The sequence below is a fragment of the Trueperaceae bacterium genome (assembly GCA_036381595.1).
Lineage (GTDB): Bacteria > Deinococcota > Deinococci > Deinococcales > Trueperaceae > DASVCN01.
Map to the genome: position 1 here is coordinate 38,445 of DASVCN010000034.1, position 22,436 is coordinate 60,880.

At 67.0% G+C, this 22,436-nt stretch carries 23 protein-coding genes; 11 read left to right on the forward strand and 12 right to left on the reverse strand.

Features of this window, described 5'->3' with window-relative positions:
* Positions 1-115 precede the first annotated feature (115 nt).
* Positions 116-2,293, reverse strand: coding sequence for a (Fe-S)-binding protein (locus VF168_12025; GenBank protein HEX7004902.1), 2,178 nt, complete (start codon positions 2,291-2,293; stop codon positions 116-118).
* A 685-nt stretch (positions 2,294-2,978) separates the two neighbouring features.
* On the opposite strand from VF168_12025, the gene VF168_12030 reads away from it, so the two are divergent.
* Positions 2,979-4,022 carry a diguanylate cyclase gene (locus VF168_12030; protein HEX7004903.1) on the forward strand — a complete coding sequence of 348 codons (1,044 nt, stop codon included), beginning with the start codon at positions 2,979-2,981 and terminating at the stop codon, positions 4,020-4,022.
* A gap of 41 nt (positions 4,023-4,063) precedes the next feature.
* Here the strand turns inward: VF168_12030 and VF168_12035 are convergent, their stop codons facing one another.
* Together VF168_12035 and VF168_12040 are read right to left on the reverse strand one after the other, a co-directional pair.
* Positions 4,064-4,642: a biotin transporter BioY gene (locus tag VF168_12035; protein ID HEX7004904.1), complete on the reverse strand. Its 579-nt coding sequence runs from the start codon at positions 4,640-4,642 to the stop codon at positions 4,064-4,066.
* 342 nt (positions 4,643-4,984) lie between these two features.
* On the reverse strand, positions 4,985-5,128 hold the full coding sequence (locus VF168_12040; protein HEX7004905.1) for a hypothetical protein: 144 nt from the start codon (positions 5,126-5,128) through the stop codon (positions 4,985-4,987).
* A 35-nt stretch (positions 5,129-5,163) separates the two neighbouring features.
* Here VF168_12040 and VF168_12045 point away from each other — a divergent pair, with 35 nt between their 5' ends.
* The 3 genes from VF168_12045 (at position 5,164) to VF168_12055 (ending at position 9,583) form a co-directional block, all read left to right on the forward strand.
* Positions 5,164-5,667 (forward strand): acyl-CoA thioesterase, encoded by a 504-nt coding sequence (locus VF168_12045; protein ID HEX7004906.1) that lies wholly within the window; start codon positions 5,164-5,166, stop codon positions 5,665-5,667.
* Positions 5,668-5,817: 150 nt separating this feature from the next.
* Complete coding sequence (locus VF168_12050; protein HEX7004907.1) at positions 5,818-7,737, forward strand: transketolase C-terminal domain-containing protein; 1,920 nt, start codon at positions 5,818-5,820, stop codon at positions 7,735-7,737.
* Positions 7,738-7,864: 127 nt separating this feature from the next.
* Positions 7,865-9,583, forward strand: coding sequence for a hypothetical protein (locus VF168_12055; protein ID HEX7004908.1), 1,719 nt, complete (start codon positions 7,865-7,867; stop codon positions 9,581-9,583).
* Positions 9,584-9,674: 91 nt separating this feature from the next.
* On the opposite strand, the gene coaE is transcribed toward VF168_12055, so the two are convergent.
* On the reverse strand, positions 9,675-10,358 hold the full coding sequence (gene coaE, locus VF168_12060) for a dephospho-CoA kinase (protein HEX7004909.1): 684 nt from the start codon (positions 10,356-10,358) through the stop codon (positions 9,675-9,677).
* 68 nt (positions 10,359-10,426) lie between these two features.
* Here coaE and VF168_12065 point away from each other — a divergent pair, with 68 nt between their 5' ends.
* From VF168_12065 to VF168_12075, 3 genes are read left to right on the forward strand one after another with little or no spacing between them, the layout of a single operon-like run.
* Positions 10,427-11,773: an HD domain-containing protein gene (locus VF168_12065; GenBank protein HEX7004910.1), complete on the forward strand. Its 1,347-nt coding sequence runs from the start codon at positions 10,427-10,429 to the stop codon at positions 11,771-11,773.
* Between the two features lie 51 nt (positions 11,774-11,824).
* Complete coding sequence (locus VF168_12070; GenBank protein HEX7004911.1) at positions 11,825-12,448, forward strand: CPBP family glutamic-type intramembrane protease; 624 nt, start codon at positions 11,825-11,827, stop codon at positions 12,446-12,448.
* A 44-nt stretch (positions 12,449-12,492) separates the two neighbouring features.
* Positions 12,493-13,134, forward strand: a complete 642-nt coding sequence (locus VF168_12075) for a hypothetical protein (GenBank protein ID HEX7004912.1) — start codon at positions 12,493-12,495, stop codon at positions 13,132-13,134.
* Between the two features lie 178 nt (positions 13,135-13,312).
* On the opposite strand, the gene VF168_12080 is transcribed toward VF168_12075, so the two are convergent.
* The 4 genes from VF168_12080 to galE all read right to left on the reverse strand — a co-directional run bounded on the left by VF168_12080 (position 13,313) and on the right by galE (position 16,026).
* Positions 13,313-13,699, reverse strand: a complete 387-nt coding sequence (locus VF168_12080; GenBank protein HEX7004913.1) for a hypothetical protein — start codon at positions 13,697-13,699, stop codon at positions 13,313-13,315.
* Positions 13,696-14,202, reverse strand: a complete 507-nt coding sequence (gene ribE / locus VF168_12085; GenBank protein ID HEX7004914.1) for a 6,7-dimethyl-8-ribityllumazine synthase — start codon at positions 14,200-14,202, stop codon at positions 13,696-13,698. The genes VF168_12080 and ribE overlap by 4 nt, the downstream gene beginning before the upstream one ends.
* Before the next feature lie 84 nt (positions 14,203-14,286).
* Positions 14,287-14,892: a hypothetical protein gene (locus VF168_12090; protein HEX7004915.1), complete on the reverse strand. Its 606-nt coding sequence runs from the start codon at positions 14,890-14,892 to the stop codon at positions 14,287-14,289.
* 153 nt (positions 14,893-15,045) lie between these two features.
* Positions 15,046-16,026 (reverse strand): UDP-glucose 4-epimerase GalE, encoded by a 981-nt coding sequence (gene galE, locus VF168_12095; GenBank protein ID HEX7004916.1) that lies wholly within the window; start codon positions 16,024-16,026, stop codon positions 15,046-15,048.
* 100 nt (positions 16,027-16,126) lie between these two features.
* Between galE and VF168_12100 the strand changes: the two genes are divergently transcribed.
* From VF168_12100 to VF168_12115, 4 genes are all read left to right on the forward strand, one after another.
* A complete protein-coding gene (locus VF168_12100) occupies positions 16,127-17,083 on the forward strand; it encodes a branched-chain amino acid transaminase (protein ID HEX7004917.1) in 957 nt (318 codons plus the stop codon).
* Positions 17,084-17,110: 27 nt separating this feature from the next.
* Positions 17,111-17,974: a DMT family transporter gene (locus tag VF168_12105; GenBank protein HEX7004918.1), complete on the forward strand. Its 864-nt coding sequence runs from the start codon at positions 17,111-17,113 to the stop codon at positions 17,972-17,974.
* Positions 17,975-18,076: 102 nt separating this feature from the next.
* Positions 18,077-18,421: a hypothetical protein gene (locus VF168_12110; GenBank protein HEX7004919.1), complete on the forward strand. Its 345-nt coding sequence runs from the start codon at positions 18,077-18,079 to the stop codon at positions 18,419-18,421.
* A gap of 149 nt (positions 18,422-18,570) precedes the next feature.
* Positions 18,571-19,533, forward strand: coding sequence for a class I fructose-bisphosphate aldolase (locus tag VF168_12115; protein ID HEX7004920.1), 963 nt, complete (start codon positions 18,571-18,573; stop codon positions 19,531-19,533).
* A 64-nt stretch (positions 19,534-19,597) separates the two neighbouring features.
* On the opposite strand, the gene VF168_12120 is transcribed toward VF168_12115, so the two are convergent.
* The 4 genes from VF168_12120 to proS all read right to left on the reverse strand — a co-directional run bounded on the left by VF168_12120 (position 19,598) and on the right by proS (position 22,305).
* The gene (locus tag VF168_12120; GenBank protein HEX7004921.1) at positions 19,598-19,804 is read right to left on the reverse strand and encodes a hypothetical protein; all 207 of its coding nucleotides are present in this window, start codon (positions 19,802-19,804) and stop codon (positions 19,598-19,600) included.
* A gap of 86 nt (positions 19,805-19,890) precedes the next feature.
* Entirely contained in the window at positions 19,891-20,031 is a 141-nt protein-coding gene (locus VF168_12125; GenBank protein HEX7004922.1) for a hypothetical protein, read from the reverse strand.
* Between the two features lie 411 nt (positions 20,032-20,442).
* Positions 20,443-20,793 carry a hypothetical protein gene (locus VF168_12130; GenBank protein HEX7004923.1) on the reverse strand — a complete coding sequence of 117 codons (351 nt, stop codon included), beginning with the start codon at positions 20,791-20,793 and terminating at the stop codon, positions 20,443-20,445.
* A 63-nt stretch (positions 20,794-20,856) separates the two neighbouring features.
* Positions 20,857-22,305 (reverse strand): proline--tRNA ligase, encoded by a 1,449-nt coding sequence (gene proS / locus VF168_12135; GenBank protein HEX7004924.1) that lies wholly within the window; start codon positions 22,303-22,305, stop codon positions 20,857-20,859.
* Positions 22,306-22,436 lie beyond the last annotated feature (131 nt).

Here is a 22,436-nt window from a genome sequence, read left to right on the forward strand (position 1 = left end):
GTGCTGCCCTGGCTCAAGTGCTGCCCTCGCTCAGGTGCTGCGCTGGCGCAGGTGCTGCCCTGGCTCAAGTGGTGCCCTCGCTCAGGTGCTGCGCTGACTCAGGTGCTGCGCTGGCTCAGGCGCTACCCTCGCTCAGCCCGCTGCCTGGTGGCTCGGCCGGCGGCGGCACAGCCCCGCTCGGATCGAGCGCGGCCTGGATCCGCTCGAGTCGCTCGGCCACGATGATGGCGATGTCGCGCACCTCCGGCGCGCCTTCCTCCTGCGCGCTGTCGCTCGAGCCCAGCATCACTCGGCAGAAGGGGCAACCGGTGGCGACCACTTCTGCCCCGGTCTCGCGCGCTTCCCGGAAGCGGTTCTCGGAGACGCGCATCTGGCCCGGTTCCTCCTCCTTCCAGAACTGGGCTCCGCCCGCACCACAGCAGAACGACTGGTTGCGGCTGCGCGGCATCTCGATGATCTCCCTGCCGCCGCTCTGCAGAACGCTGCGGGGCGAGTCGTAGATGCCGTTGTGCCGCCCCAGGTAGCAGGGGTCGTGGAAGGTGATGCTCTCGTCCGTCGCTACCGGCGGCAGTCGCCCGGCGTCGATCAGCTCCTCTATCAGCTGGCTGTGGTGGACCACGTCGTAATGCCCGCCCAGCTGCGGGTAGTCGTTGAAGAGGGCGTTGAAGCAGTGGGGGCAGGCGGTGACGACACGCTTCCGCTTGGCGGGGTCGAGCTTCTCGTCGACCAGTTCGTGGTTTAGGCCCACCGCGTCGAGCGTAGCGACGTTCTCCGCGGCCAGCTGGTAGTAGAGGTACTCGTTGCCGGCCCTACGGGCGGGGTCGCCGGTGCACTTCTCCCCCTTGCCCAGTACCGCGTAGTCGACGCCGGCGTGCTCCAGGATCCTGGCCATCGCGCGGGTGGTCTGCTGGGCGGTGGGGTCGTAGGAACCGGCGCAGCCGACCCAGAAGAGCACCTCGAAGTCGGGCTTCTCCGCCGGCCCTTCAAGATCGAGCGTCGGGATATCGAGACCCTCGGCCCAGTCGAGTCGCTTGTCCTGGCCGATGCCCCACGGATTGCCGGAGCGCTCCATGCCCCGGAAGGCGTTCACCAGCTCTGCCGGGAACTCGCCCTGCATCATCACCAAGTCGCGCCTGATGTCGATGATGTCGATCATCTGGGTGCAGCCCACCGGGCAGATCTCCATGCAGGCGCCGCAAGCAGTGCAGGCCCAGACCGATTCGGTTGAGATGGCGAACTCGGTGAGCGGCCGCGGAGACTCCTCGCCGCTCGCCAGGGCATCGGACACGAGGTTGAGCTCGTAGCGCTTGTTGATCTCGAGGGCGGCTGGGCTGAGGGTCTTGCCCGTCACGTTGGCCGGACAGGCGTTGGTGCAGCGGTTGCACTGGATGCAGGCGTAGGCGTCGAGGAGTTGCGGCCAGCGGAGGTGCTCCAGTTTCGAGGCGCCGAACTGCTCGAGCTCCTCGTTCTCGAAGTCGATCGGCTCGAGCGCGCCGCGGGGCACCGGGCTAAGGTCCTCGTGGCGCCGCTCGACGGTGAAGTTGGCGGGTCCGGCGAAAAGGTGCAGGTGCTTCGTCCGCGGGAAGTAGGGCAGGAATGCGAGGATCAGGCCCAGCGCGCCCCACCAGCCGATGTGCCAGCCGATAATCCGCCCATCGCCGTAACCCACGAACATCGCCAGCGAGGAAGCGAACGGCTGCCACGGATCGAAGTGGCTCTCGGCAGCGAGCAGGAACGTCTCACCAGCCAAGCGGAAGCCGACGTGGAACAGGATGAACAGGGCGACGATGAGACTGTCTCGCCTTATCGAGCCCTCGCGGACTTTCTCGTGGAGCAGCGTCTCGGGGTTGCGCTGGTCGAGCCTGTCGTCGTGGAACACGAAACGCCGCAGCAGGAGGTAGACGATCCCCACCAGGATCAGCACCGAGAAGAGGTCGACGAAGAACCGGTAGACCCCTCCGACCGGGCCGAAGTCGAGTCCGGCCAGCAGCGATGGCGGCAGATACCCCTTTAGCGCGTCGAAAACGTTGACCAGCAGGTAGAGGACGAACCCGTAGAAGACGAAGGCGTGGAAGAAGCTCACCCAGGGCCGGTCGCGGAAGACCGTGCGCTGCCCCAGCGTTCGCGAGATGGACTCCCCGATCCTGCGCGGCAACTGGTTGATTCGCGGGTAGTAGATCCCCCCCTGCCCGGCCGCGATGGCGCGGATCACTCGGCGGAAGCCCAGGTAGGTATAGGCGAACGACACGATCACCAGGACCACGAAGAGGATTTGTTCGACGATGGTGAGCACGCAGACCTCCGTGCGGCAGCGGCTGGCGCGAACCGCGGCTGGCTGGCTGGCTAGTACTCGCGCCACGATGACGATTTCTGCTGCCCCAGCCAGTGTAGCCCGCTGCCCGCCCCAATTCAGTGGAAGGAGGTGCCCGCGGGGTGTGCCAGGCGCGAGGTGCGCCAGCCACTCGACAGCAGCCGCGGCCGGGGCGTACACTACCGGCACCACGGGAAGGAGGTGGTCCTGATAAATACGAGTTATATGACCAGTGGAGGTGCCCGTCGAGGGTAGCTGGTAACGCCTCCTCTGAGACGGGACCAGAGTTCCTCTCAGTCCAAGGCGGGTAACCGATACAACCCCCGGTTTCGACCGGGGGTTCTTCTATTGCCGCGAGTTCCCGGCTTTTGCCGCGAGTTCCCGGTTCTTGCCGAGAAGCTCCCTGTTCCTGCCGAAAAGTTCCCGGTTCGTGCCGGAAGGTTCCCGGTTCCTGCCCGGAAGAACAAAGCATTCGCCGAGCATCCCCTGGCTTTCGCCTGAGAACGCCTCAGTTCTTGCCCAAGAATTCTCCGAGTACGGTCCGACCCGGCCATAATCGCGTTACTCTTAGGAAAGTCCTTCGATACTGGAGCAGGGTCGGATTGTCCATGAAAAATGCGTCATTCTCCCAGACATTGCAACCTCCGACACAGTAGACTGTGAGCGAATGGCCGTGAACACCGCCAACGTTCCCCCTGCCGTTCCCGAGGCCCTCTGGACCCTCTGCCTCTATCTGAACGAGCGGAGACGCCTGCTGGAGCAGCTCGAGCAGGTGGCGCGTTGCGCGGCCGAACTCACCGCCAGCGATCACGCCGACATCACCCTTTTCGACGCCACCCTCAGGCGTTTCATCCCCCTGCGCAGCACCCAGGTGTTCATCCATCAGGGCGAACCCGATGCTGCCGCGAAGGTCCGCGAGACGAAGCGGCCGGTCATCGTTCCCGATCTGAACTTCTCTGCGAGCGATGAAGACCTTGCCCTCTTCAACCGCGACATCGCTTCATATCTGGCGGTTCCGGTGATGGATGGAGCGCGTGTTGACGCCGCACTGGTGGTATTCAGCAGGGAGGCGCGCAACTACGACTCGGGCGAGCAGCAGACGCTCGAAGGGCTGGCCGCCCTGGCGGCCGTCGCGCTGAAGCAGAAGCGACTGTCGTTGGGCCTCGAAGACGCCAGCCGCACCCTGCTGAAACTATCGCTCAGCGACCCCTACACGGGGATAGCGACCCGCAAGCAGTTCGATCAGATGCTGCAGCACGAGTGGAACCGGGCCATCTCCGAGGGGCTCTCCATCTCGCTCCTCCAGCTCGAGATCGACGGGATCGACGACGACGGCAATGCGCGACCCCACAGCGGGGCCCAGGAGGCCTTGTCACGGGCCGCCCGCACACTGCGCGCCGCCCTCTACCGAGCCGGAGATTCGATCGCTTTGCTCGGTGACGGCAGGTTGGCCGTGATAATGCCCGACACCGACCAGACCGGAGCCGTGGCCATCGCCCGCCGGCTGCAACGCGACGTGGCTGGCTACGCGCTCAACAGCGACGAGGAGCCGCTCACCCTATCGATAGGGATCAGCTCGTTCGACACGCTTCAATTGCAGAGGGGCGTGTTCGGCACGCCCGAGAAGCTCGTGCGTCAGGCCGCGGCCGCGCTGGAGCAGGCCAAACGGGCCGGCGGCAATCAGCTGAAGCTCGTCGAACTCGCCGACTGAGGGTCTGGCTCCGCACTACCGGGCCAGCTGAATCGACCAGCTCAACGCCGGCCGATGAACCTCCAGGCGGTAGGCAGCAGCGCGACCGCAACTAGCAACTTGATGAGGTCCCCCGCCAGGAACGGCCACAGCCCCCATGCGAGGGTGGTGGCGAAGTCGGGAGCGAAGCGAGACAACCACAGCAACCCGAAGGCGTAGATGATCACGTTCCCGATCACCATCGCGCCGGCCATCGCCCGGTAGGAGCGATCCCAGCCGCGTTGAGCCAGGTAGCCCACCACGAGCGCGGCCGGCAGGAAACCGATCAGGTAACCGCCGGTGGTGCCCGCGAGGAACGACCAGCCCGAGCCGCCTCCCGAGAAGACCGCCAGGCCCAGCCCCCCTGCCAACAGGTAGGCGACCATGGTGAGCGAGCCGAGACCAGCTCCGTAAGCAGCCCCGATGAGCAGGACGCCGAGGGTCTGGCCTGTCACCGGAACCGCGCCGATCTCGAACCGCAGTTGCGCCAGGGCCGCCAGCAAGGCGACGCCGATGATCACCTGCAGCGCCACTCGCAGGGTGTCGCTGCGAACCGGAACCAGGCGCTCGATGATTGGTTGATGCAGGATTCCGCTCGTCATATCTACCTCCCGGATATTCGTCGGCGCAGTATACCGGCAGGGCGCCGCTTTGCGGGGGAGTGAACCGCGGTTCGCGACAGATCGGAGGCCCGTCCAGCAGGGGGTCGTCAACGCCGTTGCGGACCTCGGTCCAACCTACCGGGGTCCCGTACCCCCCCCGAAACCAGGTACGAACACGTTTGCATGCGCAGAACGGCTCCAGGACGCGAATCCGACGCGGCACCGACGATTGCCCAGGTCGATCCACCAACTGGCGGTAGCAGACTTTACACTTCAGGGACGCGATCGAGCGCCACGGTCCCTATGCAAACGTATTCGTAGGGAGCCGGAAGGGGTGTGCTCCTACGAGCGCGACAGGGCGCTCACCGCAGTGCGCGAAGCGACCGCACTTCGGCCCACGACAGCGCGCGAAGGGGCCCGCTCCTCGGCCCATGACAGGGCGAACGAGCGCGAGGGGATGCCGACGGCAGGGACGGGCTCGAGCAAGGGAACCCCTTCCCGCCCGCATATACTGGCTCCCGATGTCAGAACCGGAACCGGGGCCGCTCGCCTCCGAGTGGGTGGTCACCGTCGACACCGTCTTCCCCCACCACACCAACCCGCTGGGCACGCTCTTCGGCGGGCGGGTGCTCGAACTGATGGACATCAACGCCTCCATCGCCTGCACCCGCTTCTGCCGTCAGACGGCGGTCACCGCCTCGACCGAACCGATCGACTTCCGCAACCCGATCTACGTGGGCGAGATCATCGAGCTGAAGAGCCGAGTGGCCTGGACCGGACGCACCAGCATGATCGTCCGCTGCGAAGTGCACGGAGAGAACCCGCTCACCGGCGACCGCAGGCTCTGCACCGTCGGGCACATGAACTTCGTCGCGGTCGGAGCGAACGGCCGGCCCACCCCCGTGCCCGGGCTCAGGGTGGAGACGGAACTCGAGCGGCGCCACTGGCAGACCGCCCAGCGGGTGCGCGACGACATCGACAGACGCCGCTCCCACAAGGGCCATCAGGCGAGCCAGGGGGATTGACGCGAGGGCCCAGAGTAGCTCGGCGACGGGCAACTATAATCGCCGAGTGACCGTAACGTCCTGTCCTCGGCGCCGTTCCGCCGTCGACCGCGACCGTTCCAGCCGGGATCCGGCCACGCCGACCGACCCACCAACCGCCAGGAGGTAGCCATGTCCGTCATTTCCAAGTCGTTCCCCATGGACGTTTCGAAGTACCAGCCGCTGAGCCTCGACCCGAGCAAGTCGAGCCTCAGCGCAGAGGAGCGGCGCCAGTGGGAGACGAACATCGGCCTCATGCGCGACGTCATCGTCTTCTTCACGGCCGTCGCCGGCGCCCGCGGCCTCTCGGGCCACACCGGCGGAGCCTACGACGTCGTGCCCGAAGCGCTCCTCGCCGACGGCTTCATGCGCGGCTCCGACCGGGTCTACCCGGTCCTCTTCGACGAGGCCGGCCATCGGGTGGCGCTGCAGTACGCCCTCTCGGCCTTCAACGGAGCGATGGCGTTCGAGGAGCTCCTCTACTACCGGGAGGAGAACAAGGCCCTCTACGGGCACCCCGAGATAGACGAGGAGCGGGCCATCGGCTTCGCTTCGGGAAGGCTCGGGCACCTGTGGCCGTTCGTCAACGGCGTGGCCATGGCGAACCCCGACAAGGCGGTCATCCTGCTCGGCTCCGACGGCTCGCAGATGGAGGGGAACGACGCCGAGGCGGCCCGCCTGGCCGTCGCCAAGGACCTGAACGTCAAGCTGCTGCTCGACGACAACAATGTGACCATCGCCGGGCACCCGGACGAGTACCTGCCCGGCTTCGACATGACTCGCACGCTGGGCGGCCACGGCCTCACCACGGAGGCGGGTGACGGGGAGGACCTCGACTCGGTCTATACCCGCTTCCAGCGTGCGCTGGCACACCCGGGCCCGGTCGCGGTGATCAACCACCGGCCCATGGCGCCCGGCCTCCCCGAGATCGAGGGGAAGCCCGCCGGTCACGAGGTCATAGGCGCTGACGCCGCGAAGCAGTACCTCCTTAGCCGCGGCCATGAGGCGGCGGCGCGCTACCTCGAGGGTGTTACCAAGCACGAGGAGAGCCGCCGCTACCGGGGCTCGAGCGACGAGTTGGGTTCGAACCGGAAGACCTTCGGGAAGGTCGTCTCGGACCTGATCGACGAGATCCCCGAGGCGCAGCGCAGCGAGCGGATCATGGTGATCGACAGCGATCTCGCCGGCTCTACCGGCCTCAACACCATCGCCAAGCGTCATCCCGAAGTCTTCGTCGCTTCCGGCGTCATGGAGCGGGGCAACTTCTCGGCCGCGGCCGGCTTCGGTTTCGAGGAGGGCAGGACCGGCGTCTTCTCGACCTTCTCCGCCTTCCTGGAGATGGTCGTCTCGGAAGTCACGATGGCCCGCCTCAACCGCTCTAACGTGCTCTGCCACTTCTCGCACGCCGGCGTCGACGCCATCGCCGACAACACCAGCCACTTCGGCATCAACATCTTCTTCGCCGACAACGGGGTCGAGCAGCAGGGGACCACTCCCCTCTACTTCCCGGCCGACGCCCACCAGTTCGAGGCGGTCGTCAAGCGGATCCTCTGGGAACCGGGCGTCCGCTTCCTGTTCAGCACTCGCTCCGAGGTGCCGTTCGTCCTCGACGAGGAGGGCCGAGGCCTCTACGATCCGCAACGGGGCTACACATTCGAACCCGGCAAGGATGAGGTCGTCCGCGAGGGGAACGCCGGCTGGGTGGTCTCGTTCGGCGAGATGCTCTACCGCTCGCTAGACGCCGTGGAGCGGTTGCGCGCCGACGGTCTCGACGTGGGCCTCATCAACAAGCCGACCATCAACGTGGTCGACGAGGAGACGATGAAGCTGCTGGGCGGGTCGCCGTTCGTGTTCGTGGTCGAGGGGCTCAACCGGAAGACGGGGCTGGGCTCGCGGTTCGGCAGCTGGCTGCTCGAGCGGGGCTACTCCCCTCGCTACGCCAGCGCGGGCGTGACGAAGATCGGGGAGGGCGGAACCTGGGCGCAACTGGGGCACCAGGGCCTGGGCAGCGACGACCTGGTGAAGCGGATCGAGGCGTTGGCGAAAGGCTGAACCGGGGAAGCGCTATAGTTGCAGCCTGAAACGCGCCGGCCCGACCAGCGGTCCGCGAAGCCGAACGGAAGCTGGTAGTGGCCGGTCAATTCGCGCCGGGGCGTCACCCACCCCGAGGAGGATCTCGATGGCTCGTCGACTCACAGGCTTCTCGTTCGTACTGCTGCTCGTGCTGGGCACCGCTACCGCCCAGCCTCTGGCGAGCGTCCTCCCGCAGGAGACGATCTTCGCGGTCGGCACCGAGGGGATCGCTTCTCATGCGGACAAGCTGGAACCGATAATCGCCGAGGCGGAGCGGCTGGAGCTCGGCCAGGCGTTCCGCGACGCCTTCGGTTACGAGGACGAGCTCTCCACCGAGGTTCCCGAGGAGTTGGGCGACCTGGCGCCGCTCGACCTGGTCGGCCAGGAAGCCTGGCTCACCGTCTCGATAAGTGACTTCAACCCGTTGCCGGCGCTGACCGCCGTGAGCCGGGTGAGCGGCGGGGCTGCCGACCAGCTGGGCGCCTCGCTCGAGGAGGCGGCCGCCCAGGAGGGCGCCACGACGCTCACCGAGGGCGACGTGACCATCTACCAGTTCCCCCTCGATTCCGAGGACGAGGGCTCGCCGTTCCAGGTGATGGCGGTTGCTCGATCGGGCGACGTGTTCGTCCTCTCGACCAACCCCGAGGTGCTTCGCGGCGTCCTGCGCCGCCTCGCCGGCGCGAACGAGCCCGGCTTCACCGACAGCGAGGGGTACCGGGTGGCGCTCGACCCGCTGGGCAGCGGCAACGTCTACTTCTATCTGGACATGCAGAGGTTGGCAGGTGCGCTGCGCCCGCTGGCGAACGGCACGGGCTACGACCAGCTCATCCAGCGCGCCCTGGCGGGACTCGAGACGTTCGGCCAGATCGGCTCGGTGACGACCATCGAGCGGGACGGCTTCAGCTCCTCGTCGCTGCGCCTGCCCGGCACCGGCGACGAGATGGTGATGGCCCTGCTTTCCGGCCAGGAACCTGCTTCGCGGGAGCCCCTCGACTTCGTTTCGCCCGACGCGCTCGGCGTCCAGGTTACGAGCCTCGACATCCCCGCCTGGTGGGACTACCTGAGCGACGTGGCCCGGAGCAGCGACGAACTGGGCAACCCGGAGCTCGACCAGATGATCACGCAGTTCACCGGCATCGACATCCGTACCGCACTGCTCGACTGGATGGGTGACGGCGCTGCCACCATCACCGGCGACCTGGGCGCCCCGGTCCAGCCAGGCGTGCCCAGCGAGAACCTCCTGGGCAACGCGGTCTACATGATCGAGACGACCGACGAGCAGGCCGCCAGCCAAGGGCTCTCGATGCTCTTCGGCATGGTCGGCGGGATGGTGGCAGGCTTCGCCGACCCCACGGGCGCCGGAGCGCCGCAGGTCGCCCAGCGAGTCTCCTCGGGCGTTCAGGTGACCTCGTACAACGTCGCTCCCGGCGTCCACGTCGGTTTCGCGGTGACCGACGGCTGGGTGCTCATCTCCACTTCGGAGGAGGGGATGGACGCCGCTCTGGCAGCGCGCGCCAGCGGCACCGGCATCGGTGGAGTCCTGGGCCGGCTCGTGAGCGAGGTCCCTGACGAAGCCACCTCCTACGCCGTCAGCGACGTGCAGCAGACGCTGGAGCAGACCGGCGCGCAGATGGCCGCCCAGGTGCAGATGTTCGCCGGCATGACCGGTGGGGACATCGACTTCCAGGCGCTCGAGCAGGCCGGCGCGGCGATCCAGGAGTTCTTCTCGTTCCTCGCTCAGCGGGCCGGCGGCAGTGTCACCTACACGGTGCCGGAGGGCGCGGGGGTCTTCCGCGGCCACGGCATGACCGAATTCGACTGGTAACGAACGAGATCTTGGGCATTCGCGTGAGTGTCCTTGGGTCCAGACTGAAGGGGGTGGCGCCGGCTCCCGCCGGCGCCACCCCCTCGGCCTCTCAGCCTACGATCAGGCGCCACAGCCCGGCGACCTGCGCCTCGAGCGCTGCCAGATCTCCATCGTTGTTCACGACCCAGTCGGCCTTGGCGGCCTTCGCCTCGAGCGGCCACTGAGCACGGTCGCGCCTCTCGAACTCCTCCCGCGGCAGGCCGCTTCGCTCCGCGACCCGCTGCGCCCGCAGTTCGGCCGGGGCGACGACGACCAGCACCCCTTCGAAGTTCGACTCGAGGCCGTTCTCGAACAGCAACGGTATGTCGTGGACGATCAGGGGCGGAGGATCCTCGCGCTCCTGGAACTGAGCCTGAAGCTCCCGGCCGCGTCGCCTCACCCACGGGTGGATCAGCGCTTCGAGCTTCCTTCGGGCATCGTCATCGGCGAACACCATCCGGGCGGTTCGCTCCCGGTCGAGCCCGCCATCTCTCACCAGCTCCGGATCCAGCTCGGCCGCGATCCGCTCCAGCACCTCGGGATCGTGGGTCGCCTCACGCGCCAGCAGGTCGGCATCGATGACCTCCGCTCCGCGCTCGGCCAGCAGCCGCGCGACCGTCGATTTGCCCGAACCGATGTTTCCAGTGAGGCCGATCACCCTGGGCCCCGGCTCGTCTCCCGATCGCTCCGAAACGCCCGGCTTGTCTCCCGATCGCTCCGCCACGCCCGACTCGTCTCCCGATCGCTCCGCCACGCCCCATTAGAACCCGGTCTGAAGCGCGGGAGGAACCGAAGGGGGAGCATTCCTGTTTAGATGAAGGCGTGGGGAGGCTGGGTCCCATCCTTTCGCTGCTGCCCAGGAGGCGTAAACGGCTCGACATGAGCCGCTTCGCTCCGCTGCCCGCCGGTGGCTACCTGGTAGGGGGGGCGGTTCGCGACACGCTGCTGGGGCGCGAGAGCAACGACCTCGACTGGCTGGTCGAGGATCCTCGGCTCGAGGCCGAGGCGGCCGGGGAGCGACTGGGTTCCAGACCTTTCCAGCTCGACGAAGACCGCAACCACTGGCGTCTGGTGGCGGCCGAGCGAACGCTCGACTTCATCCCACTCGAGGGGAGTCTCGAGCGCGACCTCAGGTCGCGGGACTTCACCATCAACGCGCTAGCCGCCGACGAACGGGGCGAGATCACCGACGTGACGGGTGGTCTCGACGACCTCCGGCGCAAGGTCCTGCGGATGAACTCGGAGGCGGTGCTTCGCGAGGACCCTCTGCGGTTGCTGAGGGCCGTTCGGCTGCGGGCCCGGTTGGGCTTCAGCATCGAGCCCGCGACCAGGATGGCGGTTCGCGAAGGCGCCGAGCTGCTCGAGCGTGGGAACCAGCCGCTTCCCGCCTGGGAGCGCGTCCGCGAAGAACTCGACGCGATCATCCTCTCGCCGGCGCCCGGCTCGGCCATGTCGGAGCTCGAGGGACTCGGGCTGCTCTCCGTCTTCCTGCCCGAGTTGAGCCTCGCTCGAGGCGTTGACCAGGGTGGTTTCCACCACCTCGACGTGCTCGACCACAGCCTCGAGGCGCTTCAGCGGGTAGCCACCATCTTCCCCGACGCGAGCGTCACCCTGCGCTGGGCGACCCTCTTCCACGACGTGGGCAAGCCGGAGACACGCGACCGGGGCGAGGACGGCAGGGTGCACTTCTACGGTCACGACCGCCGCGGCAGCGAGCTGGCCAGGAAGGCGATGAAGCGCCTGCGCCGACCCGCCGACGAGGTCGACGAGATAGCGGGACTGGTTCGCTACCACATGGTCCAACTGCCCCGCACCGAGAAGGAGGCGAGGCGCTTCGCCCACCGCCGCGGCCGGCTCCTCCCCGACCTGCTCAAGCTGATGATCGCCGACCGGGAGGCCGCGCGGGGGCCGCTTTCGAGCCAGGCCACCAGGAGGTCCTATCGGGTCGCCCTCTCGCGGATCGTGGCGATCCTGGACGAGGAGCCGCCGCCGGAACCTCTGCTCGACGGTCGCGAGGTCATGGAGCTGCTGGGGCTGGAGCCCGGTCCGCGAGTGGGCGAGGCGCTCCGCTTCATCGCCGAGGCCCGGGCGGTCGGCGACATACGGGAGCGGGACGAGGCGGTCTCGGCGCTGCACGAGTATGCCGAAACGCGCGGTTGGGCGCGATGAGCGACAGGGCCTTCTGACCCGGTGGACGCCGACCCCGCGGACCCTGACCACGTGACCCCTGACCCCATGGCCCCCGACCCCGTCGACCCTCACCCCGAGGCCCCTGACCCAGTGGCCCCTGACCCCCTTGCCTCCTGGAAGCGCTTCCTCCCCTTCCTGCCTTCGCTCCTGCTCGGCGCTGTCGGAGGCGTCTGGGTGGCCCTCTCGCCTCCGCGGTTCACCCGCGACCCGTCGCTGCCGCTCGTCCTCGTCTCGGCCGCCGCGCTCGCGCTCCTGCTCCTGGGGGCCGCCTGGCTGCTGGAGCGGCGCCTGCCCTCCTTCCGCCACGCCAGCCGGCTGCTCGAGCGGGCGCTCGCTCGCCTGCGACTCTCCCCGCTGGCGGCTCTGCTGCTGGCGGCCTCGACGGCGGCAGGCGAGGAGCTCTTCTTCCGCGGTGGGTTGATGCAGTTCGCCGGCCTCTGGGGGCAGGCGCTGCTCTTCGGCGCCCTCCACCCCGTCGACCGGCGAGGCTGGTCGTACACGCTTTTCACCTTCGTCGCCGGGCTCCTCTTCGGGTACGCGGTCCTGGTCACGGGCAGCCTCTGGACCGCTGTGCTGGCCCACTTTGCTGTCAACCTGCACGGCCTACTCTCGGGTCGGAGAAGGAGAGCCGGCCCCCAGCGACGCCTGGGGTAGGGCCAACCAGAGGCAACGGACCTAGGAGGTAGAAGATCGGAGTCGTGGACTGGATCGTCAGTCACTCGCAGCTCGTCTCGTCGCTGGTGACGATCGCGACGCTCGTGGTCTGGCTCGTCTGGCTGCAACTGATGTACAACGACTACCGGAGCCGCCGACAGCCCAGGATGCTCATACATCAGACCGAAGGGGGCGGCCCGGGTTCCCACTGCCTGCTCGTGAACCTGAGCCAGGACGTCATCCACGTGCAATGCGTGAGGGCGGTGAGCGTTTCGGCCGAGGGTGAGAGCGCCGTACCTTTGGGCGCCGACGCCGACCTGACGCACGCGACCGAGCTGGGTCCCGTCGAGCTGGAGAACACCATCCGCCAGGGGCCATTGCGGCAAGGCGACTTCATCCGGCTGGGGAGCTTCGAGGAGATCCTGGAGAAAGTGGTTGGGGCCAGCCCGGCCGAGGGGCACGAGTGGCTGGGACCCAACGACGTGCCGAACATCAAGCGTATCGAGATCCGCGTCACGGCGGTCTACGGTCGCAGCGACCGCAGCGTGGGGGCGAGCCGCCGCTTCGAACTGGTCACACGGGACGACCTATTGAAGGTGAGGCCCATGGACACCTATACGACGCAGCTCTACAAGAGGCGCGACCGGAAGCGGGCGGAGCAGTGGCTGAAGCTGTGCCAGGAGTAGTGAGGCTTCAAACCTGCGGAGCAGCACGAACCACGGCAACGCTCAACGCTCGAGCACGGGACGCCGGGGGGCTGGCGAAATGAGTGATCGAGGGAGCCTGGGGCCGCGGGCCTGCTGCTCCGCCGCGAGAAGGATAGCACCAAAATCCTGACTGCTTTCTGAACGGGTCGTCAGCTGCCTAGCGGTGTCCCTCGAGCAGCATCCGCACCGGCTCGTCGTCGAGCCGCCGCGCTTCGCAATCCTGGGTGTTGCGGCAGGCGGTCAGGTAGCGGAAGCGCCGCCCGTTCGAACCGGGTACCTCGGCCCTCAACAGTTGCAGGTACTCCCTGATGCTGCTCCAGCCGCACAGGTCGCAGCAGAGGTGCGTGGTGGGGCTACCCGCTGCCGAAACCGGGAGGAGGCGAACGAGCTCGCGCTCCTGGCGGTCGCGGATTATCAGCGCGCCGTCGCCGCCCCGGTGGAGTTGGTAGTCGCGATTGCGGGGGATCAGCCTCGAATCGGTTGCCGGGAAGAACTCGAGCACGATCTCTCGCGCCGAGTAGGTGTGCTTGGGCTCTTCACTCACTCCGGATCCACGAGGGCGCCCGTTCGAGCCCGTTCCGAGGAGCGCAGTTGCGGCATGAGGGTGGCCATCTCGATGGCCGCGCTGGCCGACTCGGCCCCCTTGTTGCCCGCCTTGGTCCCGGCCCGCTCGATCGCCTGCTCGATGGTATCCACGGTGAGCACGCCGAATATTACCGGCAGTCCGGTTTCAAGCGATGCGCTCTGGACTCCACTCGAGACCATGCTGCAGACGTAATCGTAATGATCGGTAGCGCCGCGGATGACGGCGCCGAGGGTGACGATCGCGTCGTACCTGCCGCTTCGCGCCATCGTCCTGGCGGCCAGCGGGATCTCGACCGCTCCGGGCACCCAGCACACGTCGACCGAATCGCCCTTCACCGAGTGCCGGCGGAGGGAATCCATGGCCCCGTCGAGCAGACGCTTCGTGATGAAGTCGTTGAAGCGGGCGACAACGATCCCGATGCGCAACCCGCTTCCGTCGGCGCTTCCTTCGAAGACGCTCATCACCCCTTTATATCAGTTGCGCTCGGCTACGGTCCGCTGTGTCGGTTGCGCTCGGTCCGCTGTGTCGGTTGCGCCCGGCTCCGCTCAGGGGAGCACGGCGGTGAGCACGAGGTCGTCCACCTGCTGACGTATCTCGTACTGGGGCGTGCCCTCGCCAGGGAAGCGCACGGTGAAGATGTTCCAGCCCGCTTCGAGCTCCAGGGTCACGTCGGTACCGGTGAGCGTGGCGGGCTTGTCGACGTAGATGAGCGAGAAGAAGCCCACCGGATCGTCGAGGCTGCTCACCCCGATGTAGAAGGCATCGGTCACCCGTTCGAAGGAACCGCTGTCGTTGCTGTCGACGTACATGTTGACGCGGCCCTGCACGTAGTTGACGTTGTCGGGACTCACCCGGTACTCGTTCTGGAGCCCCGGCAGGAGGACCGCGCCCGAACGGAAGGAGCGCAACTCCTGATCCTCGACCGGTTCGGCGGTGATGCTGAAGGTGCCCGCCACTGGGGTGACGGTAGCGATCTCCTCGCCCCAGACGCCATTACGGTCGACGATGTGGACCGCGACTCGGGTCTGCTCGGCGAGCGGGTCCTGGCTCTCGATGATCCCGCTGAGCTCTACACTCCTTTGCGCCACTCCGAACTGGAGCGCGAAAACGAGCAGAAATAGGGTCGTGAACCCGAAAAGACGTGATCTCATGGCGTCTCCAAACGCTGGCCAGCTTAGCATGGGGTCCCGCAGGCTGACATCTTCGCTCATTAACAGTCCTTTCATACCTGCCGAAGGCGCATCGCGCGCGGAACGGACAGGCGGAAGGCTACTCGAGTTCGGTGGCCAATGATAACCGCTGGTTCAGTCGCCGTAACCGTGCGGATGCCGCAGCCGCCACTCCCAAGCAGAGGAGACGATCTCCTCCAGCGCCGGCCTCGTGGCTCGCCAGCCCAGCTCTCTGCCTATCCTCCGAGAGTCGGCCACCAGGATTGCCGGATCGCCCGCTCGCCGGGCCACCACCTTGGCGGGTATCTCGCACCCTGTCACGCGGCGGCAGGCTTCGATCACTTCGAGGACCGAGAAGCCCTGGCCGTTGCCGAGGTTGTAGGCGCGTTGCTCGCCCTCCGCGAGCGCTTCCACGGCCAGCACGTGCGCTTCGGCCAGGTCGCACACGTGGATGTAGTCCCGCACGTTGGTGCCGTCGGGGGTCTCGTAGTCGTCGCCGAACACCTCGATCCGCTGCCGGTGGCCCTGGGCCACCTCGAGGACCAGCGGGATGAGGTGGGTCTCGGGCCGGTGGTCCTCGCCGAACCGCTCGCTCGCACCGGCCGCGTTGAAGTAGCGGAGGGTGGCGTAGCCCAGACCGGTCGTTCGCGCCAGCCAGCCCAACATCCGCTCAGTGAGGTACTTGCTCTCGCCGTAGACGCTGGCGGGCCGGATGGTCGCGTCCTCGGCGATCGGCAGTTCGTCGGGAGTTCCGAAGAGCGCCGCCGTCGAGGAGAGGACGAACTTCCGCACCCCCTCACCGCTCATCGCCGTGAGTAGTTCGACCGTGGCGGCGCTGTTGTTGCCGAAGTAGGAGAGGGGCCGCGACATCGACTCGCCCACCAGCGAGTAGGCGGCGAAATGGAGGACCGCCTCGATCTCGTGCTCGCGCAGGGCCGCGCGCACCGCCTCGCCGTCTCGCACGTCGGCCTCCACGAAGGTGGCCTCCGGGTGCACCGCCCCTCGGTGGCCCTTCGCGAGGTTGTCGAGCACCACCGTGCGGTGCCCGCTAGCGATGAGGCTCTCGGTGGTAACGCTGCCGATGTAGCCGGCACCGCCGGTAACGAGGATGTTCACCGGGCCAGTCTATCGGAGGGGGTTCCCGGCAGGCCTGTGGACACCCCGGCTGCTGGTTCGGCAGCGTCGTATGATTGACGCCGACTCATTGGAGGTTTGTATGGCAGTCGAGTCCAAATCTGCGCCGGCAACGACCTCGGCGATCGACGCCGGTTACATCTATCTCGACGGCGATCTGGTCCCCCAGGCCGAAGCGAAGGTGTCGGTCCTCACCCACGCTCTGCACTACGGCACGAGCGTCTTCGAGGGCATCCGAGCCTACGAGACCGACCGCGGAGCCGCGGTGTTCCGCCTCCCCGAGCACAGCCAGCGTCTCCTCGACTCGGCCAAGATCCTGGGCATGAAGGTCGGCAAGAGCGTCGACGAGATAAACGATGCGATCCTCCAGACGATGCGGAAGAACGAGCGACGCTCGGCCTACATCCGGCCGCTCTTCTGGTACGGGCCCGAGTCGCTGGGCGTGAACCCCGGCAAGAACGCAGTCCACTTCATGGTGGCGACGCTGGGCTGGGGCGTCTACCTGGGCGAGGATGCGGTGCGCAAGGGCGCCAACCTGATGACCTCCTCCTGGCGCCGCAGCGCCGGCGACATCATGCCCACGAAGGCGAAGGCCGGGGGCAACTACGTCAACTCGGTGCTGGCTAACCAGGAGGCGCGCGAGAACGGCTTCGACGAGGCGCTGCTCCTCGACAAGGAGGGGTTCGTCGCCGAAGGTTCGGGCGAGAACATCTTCATGATGAGAGAGGGCGTCCTCTACCCCATCGCCCACTCCGTCAACCTGCGAGGCATCACCCGCGACAGCGTCATCAAGATCGCTCAGTGGATGGGCACCGAAGTCAAGCCGACGATGGCCACCCGCGACGAGCTCTACACCGCGGACGAGGTATTCATGGTCGGGACCGCCGCCGAGGTCACGCCGATCGCCTCCATCGACCGGCGGCCTATCGGCAAGGGTGTCGCAGGGGAGTTCGCGCTCCAGCTGCGCAAGACCTACCTCGACGTGGTGAGCGGCAAGGTGCCGGAGTTCGAGGAGTGGCTCACCTACGTCGACCGCTGATCCCGGCCCCCTCGAGCGCCCCCTGACTTGAACCTCCTCGCCCTGGCGCTGGTCCTGACCTCGGCCACCTTGCACGCCGCCTGGAACCTGCTCGCCAAGAGGGTGGCCCGGGGCGCGGCGTTCATCTGGCTCATCACGGCCGCGGCTGCGGTCGTCTACGCGCCGCTGGGCGTCTACCTGATCTGGCAGCAACGCCCCCGGCTCGGCCCGCTCGAGTTCGGCTTCATCGGTTTCTCGGCGTTGCTGCACGTGGGCTACATGCTCTCGCTGCAACGCGGCTACCGGGCGGGCGACCTGTCGCTCGTCTACCCGCTGGCGCGGGGGACCGGCCCGGCGCTGGCGGTCACCGGGGCGGTGCTCCTCTTCGGCGAGCGACCGGGTCCGATCGCGATAGCCGGCGTGGCGCTGGTCGTGGGCGGCGCCTTCGTCCTGGCCGGCGGCGAGCGGATGTTCCGCTCGGTGGACGGCAAGGCGGTGGGCTACGGCTTGCTCACCGGCCTCTTCATCGCCTCCTACACCCTGGCCGACGCCTTCGTGGTGACCGAACTGGCGCTCCACCCGCTCGTCTTCCTGTGGCTCGCGGAACTGGTGCGGGTGATCCTGCTCACTCCCACCGCGCTCCGCCGCAGGGCCGAGGTAGGCGAGCTGTGGGCCGGCCGCCGCCGCGAGATCGTGGCGGTGGCCATCATGAGCCCGCTCGCCTACCTGCTTGTGCTCGGAGCCTTCCGCATCGCACCGGTCAGCTACGTTGCCCCCGCTCGCGAGATAAGCATCCTCATAGGGGCGGCGCTGGGCGCAGGCTTCCTCCGGGAGGGGAAGCTGGGCAGGCGGTTGGGGGCGGCGCTGGTGATGGTGCTGGGGGTCTACGCCCTCACCCTTCCACCCCTCTGAGGCGGGCAGAGCCTCACCCGTGACGGAGCGGGTGAGAAGAGGGTGAAGAAGGAGTTGCGACGGTTACAGCAGTATGGCCGCCATCGCCTTTTAGAATCGAATATGGACAGTGCTGAACTGTTTGCGGAGCTGAGGGACCGTCACAGCCGGCATCTCGTTTACGAGGGTCCGTACCGGCTGGTTCGGCGGCGCAAGATGCCGGAAGAGTTGACCTCGATCCTCAAGTTCTTCGAAGAGTGGCGCCAGCGGATCTACCGATTCGACAACCGGTTCGGAGCATCTGTCGTCCTGTATCAGCCCCTCAAGGGAGGCGGCATGCGCTGGGACCTCATCCGCGCCCGCTTCCAGGGCGACGATCCGTTCGCGTTCAACTACGACGGCGGCACCCTAAGCAACCTGACCTGGCGGCAGGTGCAAGGGCTCCTCGACCGGATCCGCGAGGACTAGGGCAGGAGCCGCATCGGCACTCCGCGGCGGCACGTTCGCGGTTTAGAGTTGAGCGAACTCTGTTCTCGCAACGGTGGGGCCGAGCGCGAAAGTTCGAACGCGAGAGACACGCGTGGCCTGGCCCTGCCCCAGCGACTGGAGGAGGGAAGATGACCGACGCGGTACGGCGGATCCTCGACAACTACGCTTCTCAGCCACCGGGCGTCCAGGCCAACCTGGCCCGGATCATGGGACACGGCCGCCTGGCGGGCAGCGGCAAGATGGTGATCCTGCCTGTCGACCAGGGGTTCGAGCACGGTCCGGCTCGTAGCTTCTCCGACAACCCTGCCGGCTACGACCCGCTCTATCACTTCGACCTCGCCATCGACGCTGGCTGCAACGCCTACGCGGCGCCCCTCGGCTTCCTCGAGGCGGGAGCGGCCGAGCGGGCCGGGGAGATCCCGCTCATCCTCAAGCTGAACAACCACGACTCGCTGGCGCCCGATGGCGAAGATCCCGTCCCCTCGGTCACCGGTTCGGTCGCCGATGCCCTCTACCTGGGCTGCTCGGCGATAGGCTTCACCATCTACCCCGGCTCGGCCCACTTCAAGTCGATGTACGAGGAGTTGCGCGAGATCGCCGAGGAAGCCAAGGCGAGCGGCCTTGCGGTGGTCGTCTGGTCGTACCCGCGCGGTTCGGGCCTCTCCAAGAAGGGCGAGACGGCGATCGACGTGGTCGCCTACGCCGCTCAGGTGGCGGCCCAGATGGGCGCCCACATAATCAAGGTGAAGTTGCCCAGCGACCACCTGGAGAACGACTCGGCCCGCAAGAAGTACGAGGAGCACGGCATCCCCATCGACACCGTCGCCGATCGTGTGCGGCACGTGGTGCAGAGCGCCTTCGACGGACGTCGCATCGTCATCTTCTCGGGCGGCAGCAAGGCCAGCGAGGAGATGTTCTATCGCGACATCCGGGGCATCTACGAGGGCGGAGGCTTCGGCTCGATAATCGGCCGCAACTCGTTCCAGCGACCCAAGGAGGAGGCGATCGGGTTCCTCCACAACGTGATGGACATCTACCTGGGGCAGGGCGAGATGAAGAACTTGGCAGAAGAGGCGCAAGCGGTCTCCTGACCAGCTTGCGCCTCCGATGGAACGGCCCCGGTCGAAGGTTCGCAGCCCTCTTCCGGGGTCGATCTCAGTGCCGTGCCAGGTTCCGGTGGCTCGCGTTCGACGCCCCCGGCTCGAGCCGCTCAGCGAGCGCCATGAGCGAGTGGGCTGCCTTCGCGCGCCAGCCGCCGGCGAGCTCCCTCTGCCTGAGCTGCGCCACCCGCCTGGCTTCGCGGTTCAGTTCACGGGTCCGGTCCTGGGCAAGTCTCTTCAGTAACGATTCGTTCAAGTACATCTCAGACCCTTCTTCGGCCGTACTCTTCGGCCTGTCTGACTCGCGGTGATCCGGACCCGTACCCGTTCTCGCTGTGGCCGGCCCGGTTAGCGGTTCGCCCAGTGACGCGAGATGCGCGGCTCGCGGTTCTCGCGATAGCCGACTCGCTTCAGTTGCGCCGCTCGACTGTGCTGCTGGAGAAGCTCCAGACGGCTGTTGACGACATGCTGGTTCAGCTGCGGAATCATCACTCCACCTCCCTCCGAGGGGACGACCTGTCTGTTCTGGGGCATAAAAAACCCGGCGTTTCTGGCGCCGGGGAACCGTGGGATGGCAGCGAGCGTCAGCTCGGCGCAGGCCCAGAGTTCTCCCGAATCGCGCGGATGGCGCAGACGCTGACGATCAGCGGCGCCGTTTCGCTGAAGACGGCTACTCCTCTTTCGACCATTCGACTGCACCTTCCTTTCCGGGTTGGGAACCCTGCCGCTCGAGACCCGCGCGGACACGCTTCACGCTCTTCCGCACGGCCGCCTCGGCGGCTCCGGATGCGAATCGTAGCACTCGCATTCAGAATATGCAAGTGGGTATTCTTTCGCTTCTTCAGCGCTCGTAGCCGAGAGCCTGCGATCCGTGCGGGCGCTGCCGCCAACGGTTCGGATTCAATCGTCGCCGTTCGACTGTTCGCGGCTCAACCGGCGCCGCAGCTTGGCGCGCCTCTCGGGCACCTGAACGTTCTGCTCGACCAGCGCCTGAGTGATGGCGAGGACCAGCAGGTAGCGGTCCCCCTCGCCGCCGCTGCGCACGATCTCGACGTCGTACTCCTTGATCGCGTCGAAGATCTGCAGCGGCAGGGCCAGGACCTTCTCGCGGGCTCCGCGGAGGAACACCATGGTGACGTCGCTGGCCCGGCGTGGCGGACGGCAGCGGGCCAGAACCCCGGCCTTGTCGGCGCACTGGTTCACCGCGCTGCGGATCCGCATCTCCTGTTCGATCCTGGCAGGGTCGGTCATTCGACGAAAGGATAACCCAAGGCGAGCCGCAGCGATGACCGACCCATGCCTCCACTGCCGTCCTCAGTAGGCCTTGGCGAAGATGACCTTCCTCGGATAGCCGCTCGGCTTGCCCGTGTGGATGCAGTTGCTGCCCTCGGCGCTCGGACCCTCGAGGGGCAGGCAGCGCACCGTGGCCTTGGTCTCCTCCTGGATGCGCTTCTCGCTGTCCGGGTCGCCCGAGTGGGTCGCGTAGACGAAGCCGTGCTGGACCATCTCCTTGAGCTCGTCATAGGTCTCGGCGTGGTAGGTGTGCTCGTCGCGGAACTTCCTCGCACGCTCGAAGAGCCGTTCGTGGAAGTTCGCCAGTTCGGCCGTCATCCCGTCGGCGATCTCCTCGAGGCGCAGTTCGCGCTTCTCCTCCTCGAGTCTGCTGGCCAGCAGGGCGGTGCCCTTCTCCAGATCCTTGGGGCCAATTTCGATCCGCAGAGGGACGCCCTTCTGCTCCCACTCGTTGAACTTCCAGCCGGGACTCATCCCCTCGCGGTCGTCGACGTGGACCCGCACCCCCTGATCCACCATGGCCGAACGGAGCTTGTCCACCTGAGCCATGACCGTCTGCCGGGCTTCCTCGTCGCTGGAGCGGAAGATCGGAGTGATCACGACCTGGTGGGGGGCGAGACGCGGTGGCAGGATGAGTCCCCGGTCGTCGCCGTGGGTCATGATGATCGCCCCGATGAAGCGGGTCGAGAAACCCCACGAGGTGGTGTGCACGTACGCCTGCTCGTTGTTCTCGTCGTTGAAGGTGATGTCGAAAGCGCGCGCGAAGTTCTCGCCCAGGTAGTGGCTGGTCCCCGACTGGAGGGCCCGGGTGTCGCGCATCATCGCCTCGATCGTGAGAGTGGAGAGCGCTCCCGCGAACCGCTCGCCCTCGGTCTTCTCCCCCTTGATCACGGGCACTGCCGCGAAGTTCTCGGCGAAGTCGGCGTAGATCTCGAGCATCTGCCGGGTCTCGGCCAACGCCTCCTGGGCCGTGGCGTGCGCGGTATGCCCCTCCTGCCAGAGGAACTCGGTGGTGCGCAGGAACGGCCGCGTCCTCAGCTCCCAGCGCATGACGTTGCACCACTGGTTGTAGAGGAGCGGCAGGTCGCGGTAGCTCTGGATCCACTTCGCGTACATCTCGCCGATGATCGTTTCCGAGGTCGGCCTGATCGCCAGCGGCTCCTCCAGCTCCTTGCCGCCGGCGTGGGTGACGACGGCCAGTTCGGGCGAGAAGCCCTCCACGTGCGAGGCCTCACGTGCGAAGAAGCTGACCGGGATGAGCAGCGGGAAGTAGAGGTTCTGGTGGCCCGTCGCCTTGAACATCGCGTCCAGTTCGCGCTGGATGTTCTCCCAGAGCGCGTAGCCGTACGGCCTGATCACCATCGAGCCCCGAACCGGGGCGAGGTCGGCGAGGTCGGCCTTGTAGACGATCTCGTTGTACCAGGCGCTGAAATCCTCGGACTGCGGAGTTAGGCCCTTGCTCTTCGCCATGAGTTGACAGAGTAGCAAATGCCCCGCCGATTGCGTCCGTACCGAGACGAACCGATCACTTGCCCTGTCGGCTCGCCGCGCCTGGGGAGATCGCCATCTCCCCGCGCGGAGGCCGAGTCACAGGGTAGGCC

Bases quoted from the DNA above. Each gene is read 5' to 3' on its own strand.
- VF168_12030 (HEX7004903.1), top strand. From the start codon at position 2,979: ATGGCCGTGAACACCGCCAACGTTCCCCCTGCCGTTCCCGAGGCCCTC.
- VF168_12120 (HEX7004921.1), bottom strand. From the start codon at position 19,804: ATGTACTTGAACGAATCGTTACTGAAGAGACTTGCCCAGGACCGGACC.
- VF168_12055 (HEX7004908.1), top strand. From the start codon at position 7,865: ATGGCTCGTCGACTCACAGGCTTCTCGTTCGTACTGCTGCTCGTGCTG.
- VF168_12110 (HEX7004919.1), top strand. From the start codon at position 18,077: ATGGACAGTGCTGAACTGTTTGCGGAGCTGAGGGACCGTCACAGCCGG.
- ribE (HEX7004914.1), bottom strand. From the start codon at position 14,202: ATGAGCGTCTTCGAAGGAAGCGCCGACGGAAGCGGGTTGCGCATCGGG.
- VF168_12125 (HEX7004922.1), bottom strand. From the start codon at position 20,031: ATGATTCCGCAGCTGAACCAGCATGTCGTCAACAGCCGTCTGGAGCTT.
- VF168_12045 (HEX7004906.1), top strand. From the start codon at position 5,164: ATGTCAGAACCGGAACCGGGGCCGCTCGCCTCCGAGTGGGTGGTCACC.
- VF168_12115 (HEX7004920.1), top strand. From the start codon at position 18,571: ATGACCGACGCGGTACGGCGGATCCTCGACAACTACGCTTCTCAGCCA.
- VF168_12035 (HEX7004904.1), bottom strand. From the start codon at position 4,642: ATGACGAGCGGAATCCTGCATCAACCAATCATCGAGCGCCTGGTTCCG.
- VF168_12130 (HEX7004923.1), bottom strand. From the start codon at position 20,793: ATGACCGACCCTGCCAGGATCGAACAGGAGATGCGGATCCGCAGCGCG.
- VF168_12100 (HEX7004917.1), top strand. From the start codon at position 16,127: ATGGCAGTCGAGTCCAAATCTGCGCCGGCAACGACCTCGGCGATCGAC.
- VF168_12090 (HEX7004915.1), bottom strand. From the start codon at position 14,892: ATGAGATCACGTCTTTTCGGGTTCACGACCCTATTTCTGCTCGTTTTC.
- proS (HEX7004924.1), bottom strand. From the start codon at position 22,305: ATGGCGAAGAGCAAGGGCCTAACTCCGCAGTCCGAGGATTTCAGCGCC.
- VF168_12050 (HEX7004907.1), top strand. From the start codon at position 5,818: ATGTCCGTCATTTCCAAGTCGTTCCCCATGGACGTTTCGAAGTACCAG.